The organism is Oryzobacter telluris (assembly GCF_043099285.1).
GTDB classification, from domain to species: Bacteria; Actinomycetota; Actinomycetes; order Actinomycetales; family Dermatophilaceae; genus Oryzobacter; species Oryzobacter telluris.
Genome location: NZ_CP170723.1, coordinates 3,138,945 through 3,155,537, shown reverse-complemented (window position 1 = coordinate 3,155,537; position 16,593 = coordinate 3,138,945). Strand labels below are relative to the sequence as shown.

Below are 16,593 nucleotides of genomic sequence, written 5' to 3'. Positions count from 1 at the left end.
CGGGTCACGGCGCGAGCGACCCCGAGTGCAGCAGCGCCTCGATGACGACGTCCCGCCACGCGCGCGGGGTGGGGGAGGTCCGGCAGGACGACCCGCCGCACCGGCACTCCCAGACCCAGCGGTCGCGGACCCGGTGCACGGAGGGGTGGTGGTGGGCGGTGTCGTGGGGGTGACGGGTTCTCATGGCGACGGCTCCTCGGCGGCGAAAAGTGCGTGGTCCCACGCTCGGCGCCGCGGGGTCGCCCGTCCGTCCCGACCCGAACACGGGCCGTGTACCCGTGGTGACACAGGGACCGCGCGTGCTCCACTGGGGTGATGGAGCTGGCGCTGCTCTCCGTGCTCCCCGACCCCGCCCGACGGGCTGTCCTGGCGGTCGCCACCCGGCGCCGGTTCGCGCGCGGTGAGGTCGTCTTCCACGAGGGGGACCTCGCGGAGACCGTCCACCTCCTCGCGGAGGGGCGGGCGGCGGTGCGCCGCGTCACGACCGCCGGCGACTCCGTCATCCTCGCCGTCGTGGGGCCCGGTGAGGTCCTCGGGGAGATGGCGATGCTCTCGCCGGAGGCCCGGCGCACCACCACCGTGGTGGCCCTGGAGCCGACGGTGACGATGACGGTGGCCTTCGGCGACCTCCACCGTCTGCGCCGCGAGCACCCGGCGCTCGACCGGCTGCTCCTCGACCTCCTCGCACGGCGCGTGCGCCGGCTCTCCGACCACCTCCTCGAGGCGCTCCACGTCCCGGTGGAGCAACGGGTGGTGCGCCGCCTCGACGCGCTGTGCCGGACGTACGACGGTGCCGTCGCGGGCCCCACCCTCCTGCCGTTGACGCAGGCGGAGATCGGCGAGCTGGCCGGCGCGTCCCGACCGGTGACGAACCGGGTCCTGCGCCGGCTCGAGGACGAGGGCGTCCTGCGCCTGCGCCGTGGGGCGGTCGAGGTGGTCGACCGGGCTGCGCTGACCCGTGCCATCAGCCCCTGACCCGGCGCTATCGTCGGCGGATGGACCAGCAGGCCGCAGCCCTCGAGCCCTTCACCGACACCGTCTCCTCCGTCCTGTGCGTCGTCGCGCACCCCGACGACATCGAGTACGGCACCGCCGCCGCCGTGCACCGGTGGGTGGGCGAGGGCGCGACCGTGCGCTACTTCCTCCTCACCCGCGGCGAGGCCGGCATCGACACGATGGACCCGTCCGAGGCCGGGCGGGTGCGCGAGGCCGAGGAGCGCGAGAGCGCCCGCCGGGTGGGGGTCGAGGAGGTCGACTTCGGCGACCACGCCGACGGCGCCATCGAGTACGGCGTGGCCCTGCGCCGCGACATCGCGCGGGCGATCCGCCGGGCCCGCCCCGACGTCGTCGTGGCCCAGACGTGGGACCTGCGCTTCGCGGGCGGCATGGTCAACCAGGCCGACCACCGTGCCGTCGGGCTCGCGACGCTCGACGCCGTGGCCGACGCCGGCAACCGCTGGCTGCACCGCGACCTCGACGCCGAGGGGCTCGAACCGTGGGGTGGCGTCAAGGTCATCGCCGTGGCCGGCTCGCCGACGCCCACCCACTGGATCGACGTGTCCGGCGAGCACTTCGAGGCCGCCGTGCACTCGCTCGAGGCGCACGAGGCCTACAACTCGGTCCTGCCGGCGGACTTCCCGGCGCCCCGCGAGCTCCTCCAGATGATCCTGGGGGGAGGCGGCAAGGCCGCGGGGGTCGAGCACGCGGTGGTGCTCGACGTCATCAGGCGGGGCTGACCCGCGCGATCCACGCCTCGACGTCGTCGGCGCTGCGGGGCATCGAGGCCGAGAGGTTCTCGCACCCGTCGTCGGTGACCACGACGTCGTCCTCGATGCGGATGCCGATGCCGCGGAAGCGCTCGGGCGCCTTGAGGTCGTCGGCCTTGAAGTACAGGCCCGGCTCGACCGTGAGGACCATGCCCGGCTTGAGCTCGGCGTCCATGTACTCCTCGCGGGTGGCGAGGGCGCAGTCGTGCACGTCGAGGCCGAGGTGGTGCGAGGTGCCGTGCACCATCCAGCGGCGGTGGTACTGGCCGTGCTCCTTGTCGAGGGTGTCCTCGACCGAGACGCCCTCGGGGAGCAGGCCCCAGCGGTGGAGGTGCTCGGCGATGACGCGGATCGCGGCGGCGTGGACGTCGGAGAACCGGTTGCCGGGCTTCACCGCGGCGATGCCGGCCTCCTGGGCGGCGTACACGGCCTCGTAGACCTCGCGCTGGGCCTCGGTGAAGGTGCCGCCGACGGGGAGCGTGCGGGTGATGTCGGCGGTGTAGAGGCTGTCGACCTCGACACCGGCGTCGATGAGGACGAGCTCGCCCGCGGTGACCTCACCGGTGTTCTTCACCCAGTGCAGCGTGTTGGCGTGGTCGCCGGCGGCGCAGATCGAGTCGTAGCCGACGCCGTTGCCCTCGTGCCGGGCGTGCAGCCCGAAGGTGCCCTCGAGCCAGCGCTCGCCGCGGCCGCGCCCGACGGCCTCGGGCAGCGCCGCGATCATCGCCTCGAAGCCGACCTGCGTGGCGGCGACGGCGGCCCGCATCTGCTCGACCTCGTACTCGTCCTTGACCATGCGCAGGTGGGAGATGTCGTGGGCGAGGGCGTCGTCGGCCTCCACGAGCTCCTCCTCGACCGCGCCGTTCTCGACCCGCGCTTTGTCCAGGCGCGCGGTGAGCTCGAGGTCGGCGTCGCGGACGAGGCGCACGGTCAGCTCGCCGGCGTCCTTGGCCACGGCGGCGTCGAGCTCGTCGACGTGCCGGCCGGTGAGCCCCAGCTCGAGCTCGACGTCCTCGATGGTGGGGCGGGCGCCCACCCAGAACTCGCCGTAGCGCGCGTCGGCGAAGAACTCGTCGGTGTCGCGGCCGGCCAGGGGGCGGAAGTACAGGACGGCCTCGTGGCCGGACCCCTCGCCGTCGTCGCCGATGACCGGCTCGAGGACGAGGACGGCGTCGGGCTCGCGGTCGGCGCCCAGGCCGGTGAGCCAGGCGAAGGCGGTGTGCGGGCGGAAGACGTAGTCGGTGTCGTTGCTGCGGACCTTCAGGCCGCCCGCGGGGACGACGATCCGCTGCTTGGGGTAGGTGGCGCTGAGCAGGGCCCGGCGCTGGGCCGCGAAGGCCGCGGAGGGGGCCTGCTCGGTGGCGGTGGGGTGCCGGGGGCCCCAGTCCTCGCGCACGAAGGCACGGAACTCGTCGGTGGTCGCCCGGGCGCGGTTGTCGGCCTGCTTCTGCTGCTCGCTCACCCCGCCATGCTGCCACGGGGGCGCGTGTGAGCCCCACCACGCTGCCCTGTGCTCGGTTTGCGTCCGTCGGGCCGGGTTTGTCATGGTGGTTCGATGGGCAGGCACAGTGCACCGAGCCGCCGGCGACCGATCGTGGTCACCGGTGCGGCCGCAGGACTCCTGACCGCGACGGGTCTCGTGGTCGGGTTCGCCCCCGACCTCTCGACCCACGCCCTGGAGCGTCCGCCGACGATCGGGGCCGCGGCGCCGACCGCCGTCGAGGTCTCGACGCCCAGCCCCTCGCCCTCGCCGACCCCCTCCACCTCGCCGAGCGCCGACACGTCCACCCGCTCGACCGACGCCACGGCCTCGCGCAGCACGCCGCGCGAGACCATCGCCTCGACCGACGACGAGGCCACCTCCACGTCGAGCCCCTCGCCGTCGACCACGTCGAAGGGCAAGGGCACGCCCGACCCCAACAGCACCCGCAAGCCGGGTCAGGCCGCGCCGAGCCCGACGACCTCGTCGTCGCCCTCGCCGACGACGGACCCCGGTCTGCTGGGGCTGCTGCCCTCCATCCCCGTCTTGCCGTGACGGCGGGCGCCCCCACCGCGAGCCCGGGCGAGACCCTGGCCGACCGGTTGCGGGCGCACTTCGGCCACCGCGACCACCTCTACGGGGCGCTGCTCGCCGAGATGGCCGACGACTGGGACGTCGGCGGGATCACCCACGAGCTCTTCGAGGGCTGGGAGGACGCGCCGGCCCGCCAGTTCCCCCAGCTGCGGCTGCTCGCCGGGCTGTTCCGGATCGTCCTGCGCGGTGACGCCCCCCAGCTCGAGGGCTTCTACCCCAGCCTGGGCGGGGACCTCGACCCCGCCGAGGCGTGGGCGGCCGTGCGCCCGGTGCTGGCCGCGCACGTCGACGAGCTGCGCGGGTCCCTTCGCGAGGCGCCCCAGACGAACGAGCCGGCCCGCACGGTGGGCCTGGTCGTCGGGCTGGCCGAGGCGCTGCGTCGCACCGGGCTGAGCCGCGTGCGGCTGCTCGAGCCCGGCGCCTCCGCCGGCCTGGGGCTGCTCGTCGACCACTACCGCTTCGCCGGCGACGACTGGGTGACCGGACCGCGGGACTCGCCGTTCTCGGTGGGGGGCTGCGGCGCCCCGGGGCTGGTGCCGGCGCCGTTCGAGGTCGTGGAGCGGCGGGGCTGCGACGTCGCCCCCGTGGACGCCACCACCCCCGAGGGCGCGGCCTACCTGACGTCCTTCGTGTGGCCGTGGCACCTGGAGCGCCACGAGCGCCTCGCCGGAGCCCTCGCCGTGGCGCGCGAGGTGCCCGCCCCGGTCGACCGCGCACCGGCGGCGCACTGGGTGGCCGAACAGCTGGCCCGCCCGGTCGACGACGACGTCCTCACCGTCGTGTGGCACTCCGTGACCCGGCTGTACTGGCCGACCGAGGAGACCGCCGCGATGGAGGCCGCCGTCGCCGAGGCGCGCACCCGCATCCCCCTGGCCCACCTCTGCCTCGAGCACCCGCTGCCAGAGGGCACGGGCGTCCCCGAGGCCATGCCGCGCGTCGAGGTCGACGGCGTCGCGGTCGCGGAGGCGGACCACCACGGCCCGCCCGTACGCTGGATCCGATGACCGTCCCGCCCGACCCGCGCACCCGTGCCGAACGGCACCGGCCGCGGCCTCCCTCACCCGCCGTGATCGCCCGGCGCCGCCTCGTCGTCGGGGGCGGCGCCCTCCTCGGCCTGGGTGCCCTCGGGCTGGGGGTGCGCGAGCTCGTCGTCGACGACGCCCCGGCCTCCCTGACCGTGGGGTCCACGCCCTCGGGGTCCTCGTCGCCCAGCGCCTCGGCCCAACCGTCCGCCTCGCCGTCCCCGTCGCCGTCCGCGACGGCGGCTGCCGACCGGCGAGAGGTGACGGCACCCGCCCTCACCGGGCGGCTCGAGGACTACCTCTCGGGTCGTGGCGGCACGCTGGGCCTGCAGCTGGTCGACCTCGAGCGCAACCAGGTCTTCCGCTTCCGCGCGGAGGAGGGCCTGTGCTACTCGACGATCAAGGTCCTCATCCTCACCACGGTCCTGCGCGTGGGGCAGGAGAAGGGCAAGGGGCTCACCAAGCGGCAGAAGGACCTCGCGCGCCGGATGATCACCCGCAGCGACAACGCCGCCACCGAGGCGCTGCTCGCCGACGTCGGCCGCGCCGAGGTCGCCCGCGTCGCCGGGCTCGTCGGGATGACGAGCACGCGCATCGACGAGGGCTGGTGGGGCCACTGGCGCACCGTGCCGGGCGACCTCGACACCATGGTCTCGGCCGTGCTGTCCTCCGACGCGGTCCTCGACGGCGGCCGGCGGGCGACGGCCCGCTTCCTCATGGCCGACGTCGTCGAGGAGCAGCGCTGGGGCGTGTTCGCGCCCGAGGAGAAGGACGTCTACGTCGCCGGGAAGAACGGCTGGGGGCCGATGCCCGACGGGTACCACCTCAACTCCACCGGCTGGGTGTCGGGAGAGGGGCGCGAGTACGTGCTCGGCATCCTCTCCACGAGCCCTCGCGGGTTCCGGTACGGCCGTGAGACGATCTCGGCCGTCGCGCGTCTGTGCCATGACGCGCTCGGGGAGGAGCTGGCATGACGGACCTGCGCACATGGACACCGGGGCGGCGGGAACTGGTTCTCGGGGGGTCGGCCGGGGTGGCGCTGGGCGCCCTCGGGCTGGTCACGGCGCCGGCGCAGGCGGCCGGGGTCGACACCCGGGCCCAGCTGACGGCGGCGCTCGACGCGTACATGGCGACGCGGGCGGGTGCCGCGGGCCTCACCGTGCGCGACAACCGCGACGGCCGCTACTTCCACTGGCGCCCCCGCACGCAGCAGACGCACAGCGCCATCAAGGTGCTCATCCTCATCACCACCCTGAAGGTGGCGCAGGACCGCGGCCGGGCGCTCACTTCCACGCAGAAGTCGCTCGCGTCGCGGATGATCCGGTTCTCCGACAACGACGCCACGAACCGCCTCATCACCGAGGTCACCGTGCGGCGGTGCCGGATCGTCGCCGACCAGCTGGGCATGGCGAGCACGACGGTGCTCGGCGGCACCGACTTCCGGTCGAGCACGTGGTGGGGGCACTCGGTGTCGACGACCCGCGACCTCGTGCAGATGATGAACCACGTGGTGCTCGGGACGTACCTCTCGCCCGGCCGGCGCGCGTACGTGCGCGAGCTGATGGCCGACGTCACCTCGACGCAGACGTGGGGGCTCGGCGACGGGCTGCCGTCCGACGTCCACGTCGAGCTGAAGAACGGCTGGGGCCCGAGGACCGACGGCTACCGGCTCAACGGGGTCGGGCACGTCTCGGGTCGCGGCCGCAACTACCAGATGGCGTTCCTGTCGCGGTCGTCGAACGGGTACTCGTACGGGCAGACCACGGTGAACCGGTTGTCCCGCATCGTGTTCGACGCGCTCGACGTCCCGCTGCGCTGACCTCCCCGGCCTTCCGGACCTATTCGACGTCGACCCAGTCGAGGGTGCGCTCCACGGCCTTGCGCCACCCGGCGTAGCCGTCGCGGCGCTGCTCGTCGCTCCACCGCGGCTCCCAGCGCTCGTCCTCGGACCACTTGGCGCGCAGCTCGTCGGTGTCCTGCCAGAAGCCGGTTGCCAGGCCGGCGGCGTACGCGGCGCCGAGGGCGGTGGTCTCGGGGACCGTCGGCTTGGAGACCGGCACGCCGAGAACGTCGGCCTGCAGCTGCATGCACAGCCGGTTCGCCGTGATGCCGCCGTCGACCTTGAGGCAGGTGAGCTCGACCCCGGAGTCGGCTGCCATCGCGTCGACGACGTCGCGGGACTGGTAGCAGATCGCCTCGAGGGTGGCCCGGGCCAGGTGGGCGTTGGTGTTGAAGCGCGAGAGGCCGACGATGGCGCCGCGGGCGTCGCTGCGCCAGTAGGGGGCGAACAGGCCGCTGAACGCGGGGACGAAGTAGACACCGCCGGTGTCCTCCACCGACGCCGCGAGCGTCTCGACCTCCGAGGCGCCGCTGATGATGCCGAGCTGGTCGCGCAGCCACTGCACCGCGCTGCCGGTGACGGCGATCGACCCCTCGAGGGCGTAGACGGGCTTGGCGTCGCCGAGCTGGTACGCCACGGTGGTGAGCAGGCCGTTGGTGCTGCGGACGAGCTCCTCGCCGGTGTTGAGCAGGAGGAAGTTGCCGGTGCCGTAGGTGTTCTTCGCCTCGCCCTTCTCGAAGCACACCTGGCCCACCGTGGCGGCCTGCTGGTCGCCGAGGACGCCGGCGATGGGGACGGAGGTGCGGCCGCGTCCGGCGACGGTGGCGCCGTACGCCTCGGCATGGCTGCTCGGGTGGATGGTGGGGAGCATCTGGCGGGGGATGCCGAAGAAGCCGAGGAGCTCGTCGTCCCAGTCGAGGGTCGTGAGGTCCATGAGCATCGTGCGGCTGGCGTTGGTGACGTCGGTGACGTGCAGGCCGCCATCAGGACCGCCGGTGAGGTTCCAGACGACCCAGGTGTCGGGAGTGCCGAAGAGGGCGTCGCCGCGCTCGGCGGCCTCGCGGACGCCCTCGACGTTCTCCAGGACCCACTGGACCTTGCCCGCCGAGAAGTACGTGGCGGGAGGGAGGCCGGCCTTGTGGCGGATGACGTCGCCGCGGCCGTCGGCGTCGAGGGCCTTGGCGATGGAGTCGGTGCGGGTGTCCTGCCAGACGATGGCGTTGTGGAACGGGCGCCCGGTGCGGCGGTCCCACACGACGGCCGTCTCGCGCTGGTTGGTGATGCCGATGGCGTGGAGGTCCTCGCCCGTCAGGCCCGCCGTGGTGAGGGCGCTGCCGATGACGGTCTGCGTGCGGTCCCAGATCTCCAGCGGGTTGTGCTCGACCCACCCGGCGCGGGGGAGGACCTGCTCGTGCTCGAGCTGGTGGCTCGCCACCGGGAGGCCGTCGTGGTCGAAGACGATGAACCGCGTGCTCGTCGTGCCCTGGTCGACCGCGCCGATGAAGTCACCCATGCCCCGCAGCCTAGGCCGAGGCCCGTTCCGGTCCAGCGCTCGCGGGGAGTCGGCTCGGGGCCATGGCCCGGAGCGCACTCCCCACGGGCCGAGCGTCCCGTGTGGGGAAGGGCACCGGTGGGGGTGGTTCCTCCATCGGCCACGAGGCGCGAGGATGGGCGCAGACGACGATCGAGGGAGGCGCACGTGCAGTTCGGGCGAAGCTACGAGGAGTTCGAGGTCGGGGCCACGTACCAGCACTGGCCCGGCAAGACGGTGACCGAGTACGACGACCACCTGTTCTGCCTGCTGACGATGAACCACCACCCGCTCCACCTCGACGCGAACTACGCGGAGAAGACGACCCAGTTCGGGCGCAACGTCGTCGTCGGCAACTACGTCTACTCGATCCTGCTCGGGATGTCGGTGGCCGACGTCAGCGGCAAGGCGATCGCCAACCTCGAGGTCGAGAGCCTGCGCCACGTGGCGCCGACCTTCCACGGCGACACCCTGTACGGCGAGACCACCGTCCTGGACAAGTGGGAGAGCACGAGCAAGGACGACCGCGGCGTGGTCCACGTGGAGACGATCGGCTACAACCAGGACGGTGTCGTCGTCTGCATCTTCCGGCGCAAGGTCATGGTGCCCAAGCAGAGCTACCTAGCCGCGAGGGGCGGCGAGCAGCCCGGCCGGCCGCGCCCCGTGCCCGACCGCAACTGGCCCGGCCCGGCGGCGCCCACCGCGGGCGCCTGACCTCGGTCAGAACCCCACCTCGGTCGCGACCGGCTGCCCGTCGGCCCCGGTCCAGGACACCTTCTGCACCCCGGTGCCGCCGACCAGCGTGGGAACGGTGAGCCGCACGATGACGAGGGTCGGCTCGATCGACCGGTCGACGAGGGTGCTGGTCGCGGTGACCGTCGCCCCCACCTTCGCGGTGGCGACGACGTCGGTGGCACCGGCCGGCAGGATGACGAGGACGGCATTGGTCAGCGCGTCGGCGCCGTCGCGCTGGTGGCCCAGCATCATCACCGGCGGTGCTCCGTCGGGGACGTCGGCGAGGCGCTTGGTGCCGGACGACCCGTCGCCGAACAGGCCGAACAGGCCCTGCTTCTCGTCGACGAACGCCACGACGTCACCGTCGAGCCGTGAGGTCACCCGCGAGCCGTCACTGCGGTAGACGGCGTCGCCGTCGGTCCAGTCCATCCCTGCGAAGGTCGTCGAGCCGCGCGTGCCGCTGTGCCACACCGCGAACGCCTGGAACCCGGTGCCGTCGAGGACGGCCGTCGAGGATGCGGCACCCGGGGCGTCGCCGGCCCAGACGAAGACCTGGTCCTTCGCCGCCTCCGGCAGCACCCCCACGACAAGCCCCGGGACGTTCTCGGGGGTGACCCAGGTGCCTCCACGCGGGCTGACCGGAAGGCGCCCCTCCGCCACGACCTCCATCGACCCGTCGACCTGGGCCGAGTAGGTGATGCGCCCAGTGGCCCGGTCGAGGGTGAAACGCACCAGCGTGTCGCTGACGACGCCGCTGCCTTCTGGGGCCGTCCCGGACTCGTTGCGCAGCACTGCCTGCGCCGTCCCGGTCCGCACCGAGCTCGACGACCCGGCCGGCGTGGACGTGCGGTCCACGGTGGAGCCGAGCGCGGACCAGCCGACGAGGCCGACGACGGCCGTGGCCGCGGCGACCGACACACCGGCCGCCACCCGGCGGCGCAGCACGGCACGGCGCCCGCGCCCGAGGACGAGGGCGGGGTCGAGGTCGAGCCAGGCGCCGTCCTGCGCGCTCGTCGCGTCGGACAGGGCGGAGCGCAGGCGCTCCTCCATCAGGTCGGGGGTCATCGGACGCCTCCTTCGGTGGCAGCGTGGCTGGAGGTGGTGGCGAGCTCGGCCCGCAGGGCCGCCAGGCCCCGCGACGCGGTGGACTTCACCGTGCCGACGGACAGGTTGAGCAGGTCGGCGACCGCCTGCTCGGACAGGTCGACGTAGTACCGCAGCACGACGACGCGCCGCTGTTGCTCGGGCAGCCGGGCAAGCAGCCGCACCACGGCGTCACGGTCGTCGGACCCGGTGGTGGCGGAGGACGCCGCCGCCTCGGGCAGGGACGCCACGACCACCTCCGACCCGTGCCGGCGCCAGCGGTCGGTGCGCTCGTTGACGAGGATGCGCCGCGCGTACGCCAGTGCCGACTCGGACCGCACCCGCGGCCAGGCGACGTAGGTGCGGACCAGCGCCGCCTGGACGAGGTCGTGGGCCGCGTGGTGGTCGCCGGTCAGGAGCCACGCGGTGCGCAGCAGCGAGGGCGAGGCCCTCTCGACGAACGCGGTGAACGCGGCGTCGCGCTCGGCCTTTCCCGTCCTGCTCATCTCGCCCCCCGGTCGTGGTCGGTCACACCCTGCACTACGCCACCGTCGCCGGAAAGGTTGCTCGCCGGGGCCGACGACGTCCGGCCACTACGCTGGCCGGGTGCCGATCGACCTCCACACGCACTCCACCGCGAGCGACGGGACCGAGGCCCCGGCCCTCGTCGTCGAGCGCGCCGTCGAGGCGGGCCTGGGCACGATCGCGCTCACCGACCACGACACCACCCTGGGGTGGGACGAGGCGGCAGCCGCCGCGCGCCGGCTCGGCCTCACCCTCGTGCCCGGCATCGAGGTCTCCTGCGCCCGTGGCCGCCAGAGCATCCACCTCCTCGCGTACCTGCCCGACCCGACGCACCCCGACCTCGTCGCCGAGCTCGAGCAGGCCCGCGACAGCCGCGACACCCGGCTGGACCGGATGGTCTCTCGGATGGCGGCCGACGGCATCCCCGTGACCGTGGAGGCCGTGCGCGCCGAGGTCGAGGAGGGCGCCACCGTCGGTCGCCCGCACATCGCCGACGCGCTCGTCCGCGCCGGGGTCGTCGCGCACCGCGACGAGGCGTTCGCGACCGTCCTCGGCAACGACAGCCCGTACTACGTCGCGCACTACGCGCCCGACCCCGTGCGCGCCGTCGAGGTGGTCCGCGCCGCCGGGGGAGCGGCGGTCGTCGCCCACGCGTGGTCGGGCACCCGCGGGCGGGTCGTGTCCGACGCCGTCATCGAGGAGATGGTCGCGGCCGGGCTCACCGGCATCGAGGTGCACCACCGCGACCACGACGCGGAGGCCGTGGCGCACCTGCACGACCTCGCCACCGCCCTCGGCCTCGTCGCCACGGGCTCGAGCGACTACCACGGCGACGGCAAGCTCAACCGGCTCGGTGAGTTCACCACCGACCCCGACGCCCTCGCCGCCATCGAGGACGTCGCGAGCGGCAGCGAGGTGGTCCGGCCGTGAGCTGGTTCGACGCCGCGCTGTTCACCTCGACCTTCGTCACCCTCATCGTCATCCTCGACCCGCCGGGCGCGATCCCGATCTTCCTCGCGCTCACGGGCCCCCTGCCGCCCGCGCAGAAGGCCGCCGCGGCCCGCCGCGCCTCCCTCGTGGCGCTCGGCGTCATCGCCTCGTTCGCCGTCTTCGGGCAGCGGATCCTCGACTACCTGCACATCTCGCTGCCGGCGCTCCAGGCGTCCGGCGGCCTGCTGCTCCTCATCGTCGCGCTCCAGCTGCTCACCGGCTCCGAGTCCGAGCAGCACGCGGATGCCGGCGTCAACGTCGCGCTCGTGCCCCTCGGCACGCCGCTGCTCGCGGGGCCCGGCGCCATCGTGGCCACGATGCTCGCGGTGCAGGGCGCGGAGGGCGCGGGCGGCCTCGTCGCCGTGGGCACGGCCCTCGTCGCGGCCCTGCTCGTCGTCTTCCTCACCTTCCGCTTCGCCTCGCCGCTCGCCAAGGTCCTCAAGGACAGCGGCATCGTCCTGCTGAGCCGGATCGCCGGCCTGCTGCTCTCTGCCATCGCCGTGCAGATGGTCGCCGACGCCGTGCGGGCCTTCGCCGCCGGCGAGGGCTGAGCGGGCACCGTCGCCTGTGGGACAAGATCGCCCTCCTGGTCGATGGTGCCCCGGGAAAGGCTGCGGCTCAGCCGAGCTCGTCGAGCAGCGCCGGCACGACCTCGTGCATGTCGCCGATGACCGCGTAGTCGGCCTTGGTGACCATGGGCGCGTCGGGGTCGGTGTTGACGGCGATGATCGTCTTGCTCGACGCGCACCCGGCCCAGTGCTGGATGGCGCCCGAGATCCCGCACGCGATGTAGAGGTCCGGGGCGATCCGCGAGCCGGTCTGCCCGACCTGCTCGTGGTGCGGCCGCCAGCCGAGCGAGGTGACGACGCGCGAGACGCCCACGGCGCCACCGAGCCGAGTCGCCAGGGCGTCGACCCCGGAGAACCCGTCGGGCCCACCGGCACCCCGGCCCGCGCCCACGACGACCCGCGCGGCGGTGAGGCCCGAGGCGTCGCCCGTCTCGCGCTGCTCGGTGCGCACCACCTGCGCCCGCAGGTCCTTGGGGTCGATGGTGACCGCCAAGGGCGTGACCGTGGCCGCGCCGGGCGAGGCGGCGGGGGAGGGCTCGACCGCGTGGCCGGCCATCGACATCAGGCGGACCCGGCTGTCGACCGACGCGCGCTCCAGCGCCGCCCCGCCGACCACCTGGCGCTGCACGACGAGCGGGCTCAGCGACTCGACGGCGACGACGTTGGCGGCCATCCGCAGGTTGCGGCGGGCGGCGACGTGCGCGAGCACCTCGTTGCCGCGGCCGGTGCCCGGGGCCACGACGAGGTCGGCCCGGGCCGCCCGCCCGCCGGCCTCGACGACGGCAGCCCACGCGGCCGCCGCGTAGCGCTCGAGGGCCGGGTCGTCGGCGGTGTGCACGGCCACGACACCGGCCTCGGCGGCGTCGGCGACGACCCCGTCGGGCGCGGCACCCACGACGACGGCGTGGAGGTCACCGGCCCCGAGGCCGCGGGCGAAGGTCAGGGCCTCGCGGGAGACGAGCGACGCGCGCCCCTCCTCGACCTCGACGAGGACGAGCACGCTCATCGCGACACCACCCCGAGCTCGCGCAGCACGGCGACGAGGGCCGGCGCGGCGGCCGCCCCCTCGCCGAGCACGGTGACCTGGCTCGGCGGCGCCTCGGGCACGGTGAGCGCCTGGCGCCCCGACCCGGCCGCGGTGCCGGCCCACGCGATGGTCTCCACGGGCGCCTTCTTCGCGCGCATCCGCCCCATGACGCTGGGGTAGCGCGGGCTGACCCCGCCCTCGAGGACGGTGACGACCGCGGGCAGCTCGACGTCGAACACCTCGGTGCCGTCGGGACCCTCGCCGCGCAGCGTGGCGCGGCCGTCGGCCACCTCCACGGTCTGGATGCCGGCCGCCACCGGGCGGTCGAGCGCGTACGCCAGCCGCACCCCGACCTGGAAGTCGCCGGTGTCGGCGGCGTCGTTGCCGAGGAGGACGAGGTCGTACGTCGTGCCGGCGGCCTCACGGGCCCGCACGGCCTGGGTGATGGCGTCGGCGACGTCGACCGGGCCGAGCAGGTCCACGTCGGCCTCGACGAGGATGCCATCGGTCGCGCCGACCGACAGGGCGGTGCGCACCTGCTCGAGGCTGTCGGACGAGCCGACCGACAGCACGGTCACCACTCCCTCGGTCCCCTCGGCGAGCGAGACCGCGAGGGCCACGGCGGCCTCCTCGTGCGGGCTCGTCGTGTAGCCGGCGTAGCGGCCGTCGACCCGCAGCCCGTCGTCGGTGAGGACGACCTCGCCGGTGGGGTCGGGGACCCGCTTGACGCAGACGAGGACGTTGGTCACGCGAGCCCCCGGATGCGGGCGTTCTCGGGGTCGTAGAGCGGGGTCGCGTCGGCCGCGGCGACGACGACCGGGTAGAGCTCCTCCATGTAGGAGACGGCCAGCTCGGTGCCGACCACGGCCTGCTCCGGAGGGAGGAACGCCATGAGGACGTGCTTGCCCAGGCTCGGGGCCGATCCCGCGGTGGTGACGTACGGGTGGTGCCCGTGGCCGTCGGTGAGGATGCCGCCGTCGCGCGTGAGGACCGGCTCGCCACCGAGCATGTAGCGCTTCACTCCACTGGCCGAGGTGTGGTCCTCGACCGTGAGCGAGCAGAGCACGGTCTTCGGCGCCTCGGCGGCCTGGGCCACGACGGCGTCCTTGCCGACGAAGTCCTGGTCCTTCCACTTCGCGCGGGACATGCCGGTCTCCATCAGGGTGCGCTCGCTGTCGAGCTCGGCGCCGTAGGCGCGGTAGCCCTTCTCGATGCGGCCCGTGGTGCCGTAGACGCCGATGCCGACGGGCACCATGCCGAGCGGCGTGCCCGCCTCGAGCAGGCGCGACCACAGGGCGGCGCCGGACTCCATCGGGACGTAGAGCTCCCAGCCGTACTCGCCGACGTAGGAGATGCGCGAGGCCAGGACGCTCAGCGGGCCGACCTCGATCTCGCGGCAGGTGCCGAACGGGAAGCCCTGGTGCGAGACGTCCGTGGCGGTGACGGCGGCGAGGATCTCGCGGGCCTTCGGCCCCCAGACGCCGATGGTGGTCCAGCTGGAGGTGAGGTCGACGACGACGGCGCCGCCGTCCTCCGGCATGCGGTCGGAGAACCACTTCTTGTCGGCCATGCCGTGAGCGCCGCCGGTGACGACGCGGAAGCGGTCGTGGGCCAGGCGCATGACGGTGAGGTCGGAGCGGAAGCCGCCCGTCTCGTCGAGGACCGGGGTGTAGACGACCCGTCCGATGCGCACGTCGGCCTGGGCGACGATGATCCGCTGCACCGCCTCGAGCGCCTTCGGCCCGACGACGTCGAACAGCGCGAACGCCGACAGGTCGACCAGGCCGGCCGTCTCGCGCAGCTGCAGGTGCTCCGCGTTGATGATCGGGCTCCACCAGCGCGCGTCCCACTCGTGCTCGCGCGGCATCGTGGCGTCGCCGAACTTCTCGACGAGCCCGGCGTTGCTCTCGTACCAGAACGGGCGCTCCCAGCCGGCGGTCTCGAAGAAGACGGCGCCGAGCTCCCTCTGCGAGGCGTGCATCGGCGCGAGGCGCACACCGCGGTTGCTCTCGTACTGCTCGGAGGGGTGGACGATGCCGTACGTCTTCTGGAACGACTCGCCGGTGCGCGCCTTCACGTGCGCGCGGGTCTTCTGGTGGGGGTGGAAGCGGGCGATGTCGGAGTGGCCGAGGTCGATCTCGGGGTTGCCGTGCGTCATCCACTCGGCGACGGCGCGGGCGGTGCCCGGGCCCTCCTTGATCCACACGGCGGCGGCCGACCAGAGGCCCTTGACCTCGGGGGTCTCGCCGAGGATCGGGTAGCCGTCGGGGGTCAGCGACAGCAGGCCGTTGATGGCGTAGCGGATCTCGGCGCGCTCGTCGCCGAGGAGCTCGGGCATGAGCTCGAGGGCCTGCTCGAGCTGCGGGTCGAAGTCGTCCTCGGTGAACGGCAGCTCGGTGGGGGAGAGCTTGCTCTGCTCGATGGAGGGGATGTCCTCGGGGTCCCAGAGGATGGCGCGGTGGGCGTAGCTGCCGACCTCCATGTCCGAGCCGTGCTGGCGCTCGTAGCAGAAGGTGTCCATGTCGCGCACGATCGGGAAGCTGATCTCGCCGGGCTGCTCGGCGAGCACCTCGCACGGGCCGACCGAGATCATCTGGTGTACCGCGGGGGTCAGCGGGATGGCGGCCCCGGCCATCCGGGCGATCTTCGGGCTCCAGACGCCGCAGCAGATGACGACCGTCTCGGCCTCGATGCGGCCCTGGTTGGTCTCGACGGCGCGGATCCGGCCGTCGACGACCTCCATGCCGGTGACCTCGACGTTGGGCACGGTGGTCAGCGCGCCCTTGTCGATGGCGCGGTCGCGCATGATCGTGCCGGCCCGCAGGCTGTCGACGACCCCGACGGTGGGGAACCACGCGGCGCCGATGATGACGTCCTTGTCGAGGAAGGGCACCCGCTCGGCGACCTGCTCGGGGGTGACGAGCTCGGCGGGGATGCCCCACGCCTTGGCGCTGCTCATCCTGCGGCGCAGCTCCTCCATCCGCTCCTCGGTGCGGGCGACCTCGTACCCGCCGGACTCGGTGAAGACGCCGAGCTCCTTGTACTGGCGCACCGAGTCCAGGGTGATGTCCGCGAACTCGCGCGAGTGGTCGACCGGGAAGATGAAGTTGCTCGCGTGGCCGGTGGAGCCGCCCGGGTTGGGGAGGGGCCCCTTGTCGAGCTGGACGATGTCGGTCCAGCCGAGCTCGGCGAGGTGGTACGCGAGCGAGTTCCCGACGATGCCGGCCCCGATGACGACGCAGCGGGCGGAGGCGGGGAGAGCGGCCATCGGGCGGGTCCTTCCGAGTCGTTCAGGTGCGTATCACGCAACACGATGCTTCATGTGCAACGCGAGGTCCAGTCTGGCAGATGCGTGGGGTGGTGCCAACACCTCGCCCACGCGCGCCGCCCGGGTTCCGACGAGCGGGACCCGGGCGGCGCGTGCGGTGCGG

Annotated in this window: 17 protein-coding genes; 9 read left to right on the top strand and 8 right to left on the bottom strand. The window is 73.7% G+C overall.

Annotated elements, in window-relative coordinates; translation table 11 throughout:
* Positions 1–4: 4 nt before the first annotated feature.
* The gene (locus tag ACFLFB_RS14635) at positions 5–184 is read right to left on the bottom strand and encodes a hypothetical protein (RefSeq protein ID WP_392542911.1); all 180 of its coding nucleotides are present in this window, start codon (positions 182–184) and stop codon (positions 5–7) included.
* A 131-nt stretch (positions 185–315) separates the two neighbouring features.
* On the opposite strand from ACFLFB_RS14635, the gene ACFLFB_RS14630 reads away from it, so the two are divergent.
* Positions 316–975: a Crp/Fnr family transcriptional regulator gene (locus tag ACFLFB_RS14630; RefSeq protein WP_392542910.1), complete on the top strand. Its 660-nt coding sequence runs from the start codon at positions 316–318 to the stop codon at positions 973–975.
* 20 nt (positions 976–995) lie between these two features.
* Positions 996–1,736: a PIG-L deacetylase family protein gene (locus ACFLFB_RS14625; protein ID WP_392542909.1), complete on the top strand. Its 741-nt coding sequence runs from the start codon at positions 996–998 to the stop codon at positions 1,734–1,736.
* Here the strand turns inward: ACFLFB_RS14625 and ACFLFB_RS14620 are convergent.
* On the bottom strand, positions 1,723–3,228 hold the full coding sequence (locus tag ACFLFB_RS14620; protein WP_392542908.1) for an aminopeptidase P family protein: 1,506 nt from the start codon (positions 3,226–3,228) through the stop codon (positions 1,723–1,725). The genes ACFLFB_RS14625 and ACFLFB_RS14620 overlap by 14 nt on opposite strands.
* Before the next feature lie 93 nt (positions 3,229–3,321).
* Here ACFLFB_RS14620 and ACFLFB_RS14615 point away from each other — a divergent pair, with 93 nt between their 5' ends.
* Genes ACFLFB_RS14615 through ACFLFB_RS14600 form a run of 4 tightly spaced genes read left to right on the top strand, consistent with a single transcriptional unit; the run spans position 3,322 to position 6,681 of the window.
* Complete coding sequence (locus ACFLFB_RS14615) at positions 3,322–3,801, top strand: hypothetical protein (protein WP_392542907.1); 480 nt, start codon at positions 3,322–3,324, stop codon at positions 3,799–3,801.
* Positions 3,798–4,844: a DUF2332 domain-containing protein gene (locus tag ACFLFB_RS14610; protein WP_392542906.1), complete on the top strand. Its 1,047-nt coding sequence runs from the start codon at positions 3,798–3,800 to the stop codon at positions 4,842–4,844. Before ACFLFB_RS14615 ends, ACFLFB_RS14610 begins: the two co-directional genes overlap by 4 nt.
* Positions 4,841–5,836, top strand: a complete 996-nt coding sequence (locus ACFLFB_RS14605) for a serine hydrolase (protein ID WP_392542905.1) — start codon at positions 4,841–4,843, stop codon at positions 5,834–5,836. The genes ACFLFB_RS14610 and ACFLFB_RS14605 overlap by 4 nt, the downstream gene beginning before the upstream one ends.
* The gene (locus ACFLFB_RS14600; RefSeq protein WP_392542904.1) at positions 5,833–6,681 is read left to right on the top strand and encodes a serine hydrolase; all 849 of its coding nucleotides are present in this window, start codon (positions 5,833–5,835) and stop codon (positions 6,679–6,681) included. Before ACFLFB_RS14605 ends, ACFLFB_RS14600 begins: the two co-directional genes overlap by 4 nt.
* Before the next feature lie 19 nt (positions 6,682–6,700).
* Here the strand turns inward: ACFLFB_RS14600 and glpK are convergent, their stop codons facing one another.
* Entirely contained in the window at positions 6,701–8,215 is a 1,515-nt protein-coding gene (gene glpK, locus ACFLFB_RS14595; protein WP_392542903.1) for a glycerol kinase GlpK, read from the bottom strand.
* 186 nt (positions 8,216–8,401) lie between these two features.
* Between glpK and ACFLFB_RS14590 the strand changes: the two genes are divergently transcribed.
* Positions 8,402–8,947 (top strand): MaoC family dehydratase, encoded by a 546-nt coding sequence (locus ACFLFB_RS14590; RefSeq protein WP_392542902.1) that lies wholly within the window; start codon positions 8,402–8,404, stop codon positions 8,945–8,947.
* A gap of 6 nt (positions 8,948–8,953) precedes the next feature.
* Here ACFLFB_RS14590 and ACFLFB_RS14585 read toward each other — a convergent pair whose 3' ends face one another.
* Both ACFLFB_RS14585 and ACFLFB_RS14580 read right to left on the bottom strand, forming a co-directional pair.
* A complete protein-coding gene (locus ACFLFB_RS14585; protein WP_392542901.1) occupies positions 8,954–10,033 on the bottom strand; it encodes a hypothetical protein in 1,080 nt (359 codons plus the stop codon).
* Positions 10,030–10,557: a SigE family RNA polymerase sigma factor gene (locus tag ACFLFB_RS14580; RefSeq protein ID WP_392542900.1), complete on the bottom strand. Its 528-nt coding sequence runs from the start codon at positions 10,555–10,557 to the stop codon at positions 10,030–10,032. Before ACFLFB_RS14580 ends, ACFLFB_RS14585 begins: the two co-directional genes overlap by 4 nt.
* Before the next feature lie 100 nt (positions 10,558–10,657).
* Here ACFLFB_RS14580 and ACFLFB_RS14575 point away from each other — a divergent pair, with 100 nt between their 5' ends.
* The gene (locus ACFLFB_RS14575; protein ID WP_392542899.1) at positions 10,658–11,506 is read left to right on the top strand and encodes a PHP domain-containing protein; all 849 of its coding nucleotides are present in this window, start codon (positions 10,658–10,660) and stop codon (positions 11,504–11,506) included.
* Positions 11,503–12,117 carry a MarC family protein gene (locus ACFLFB_RS14570; protein ID WP_392542898.1) on the top strand — a complete coding sequence of 205 codons (615 nt, stop codon included), beginning with the start codon at positions 11,503–11,505 and terminating at the stop codon, positions 12,115–12,117. The genes ACFLFB_RS14575 and ACFLFB_RS14570 overlap by 4 nt, the downstream gene beginning before the upstream one ends.
* Positions 12,118–12,184: 67 nt before the next feature.
* Here the strand turns inward: ACFLFB_RS14570 and ACFLFB_RS14565 are convergent, their stop codons facing one another.
* From ACFLFB_RS14565 to ACFLFB_RS14555, 3 genes are read right to left on the bottom strand one after another with little or no spacing between them, the layout of a single operon-like run.
* Positions 12,185–13,141 (bottom strand): electron transfer flavoprotein subunit alpha/FixB family protein, encoded by a 957-nt coding sequence (locus tag ACFLFB_RS14565; RefSeq protein ID WP_392542897.1) that lies wholly within the window; start codon positions 13,139–13,141, stop codon positions 12,185–12,187.
* On the bottom strand, positions 13,138–13,911 hold the full coding sequence (locus tag ACFLFB_RS14560) for an electron transfer flavoprotein subunit beta/FixA family protein (protein ID WP_392542896.1): 774 nt from the start codon (positions 13,909–13,911) through the stop codon (positions 13,138–13,140). The genes ACFLFB_RS14565 and ACFLFB_RS14560 overlap by 4 nt, the downstream gene beginning before the upstream one ends.
* Positions 13,908–16,430 carry an FAD-dependent oxidoreductase gene (locus ACFLFB_RS14555; protein WP_392542895.1) on the bottom strand — a complete coding sequence of 841 codons (2,523 nt, stop codon included), beginning with the start codon at positions 16,428–16,430 and terminating at the stop codon, positions 13,908–13,910. The genes ACFLFB_RS14560 and ACFLFB_RS14555 overlap by 4 nt, the downstream gene beginning before the upstream one ends.
* Positions 16,431–16,593: the final 163 nt, after the last annotated feature.

Coding starts and splice junctions, on each gene's coding strand:
- ACFLFB_RS14635 (WP_392542911.1), bottom strand. CDS start 184: ATGAGAACCCGTCACCCCCACGACACCGCCCACCACCACCCCTCCGTG.
- ACFLFB_RS14630 (WP_392542910.1), top strand. CDS start 316: ATGGAGCTGGCGCTGCTCTCCGTGCTCCCCGACCCCGCCCGACGGGCT.
- ACFLFB_RS14625 (WP_392542909.1), top strand. CDS start 996: ATGGACCAGCAGGCCGCAGCCCTCGAGCCCTTCACCGACACCGTCTCC.
- ACFLFB_RS14615 (WP_392542907.1), top strand. CDS start 3,322: ATGGGCAGGCACAGTGCACCGAGCCGCCGGCGACCGATCGTGGTCACC.
- ACFLFB_RS14605 (WP_392542905.1), top strand. CDS start 4,841: ATGACCGTCCCGCCCGACCCGCGCACCCGTGCCGAACGGCACCGGCCG.
- ACFLFB_RS14600 (WP_392542904.1), top strand. CDS start 5,833: ATGACGGACCTGCGCACATGGACACCGGGGCGGCGGGAACTGGTTCTC.
- glpK (WP_392542903.1), bottom strand. CDS start 8,215: ATGGGTGACTTCATCGGCGCGGTCGACCAGGGCACGACGAGCACGCGG.
- ACFLFB_RS14585 (WP_392542901.1), bottom strand. CDS start 10,033: ATGACCCCCGACCTGATGGAGGAGCGCCTGCGCTCCGCCCTGTCCGAC.
- ACFLFB_RS14580 (WP_392542900.1), bottom strand. CDS start 10,557: ATGAGCAGGACGGGAAAGGCCGAGCGCGACGCCGCGTTCACCGCGTTC.
- ACFLFB_RS14565 (WP_392542897.1), bottom strand. CDS start 13,141: ATGAGCGTGCTCGTCCTCGTCGAGGTCGAGGAGGGGCGCGCGTCGCTC.
- ACFLFB_RS14555 (WP_392542895.1), bottom strand. CDS start 16,430: ATGGCCGCTCTCCCCGCCTCCGCCCGCTGCGTCGTCATCGGGGCCGGC.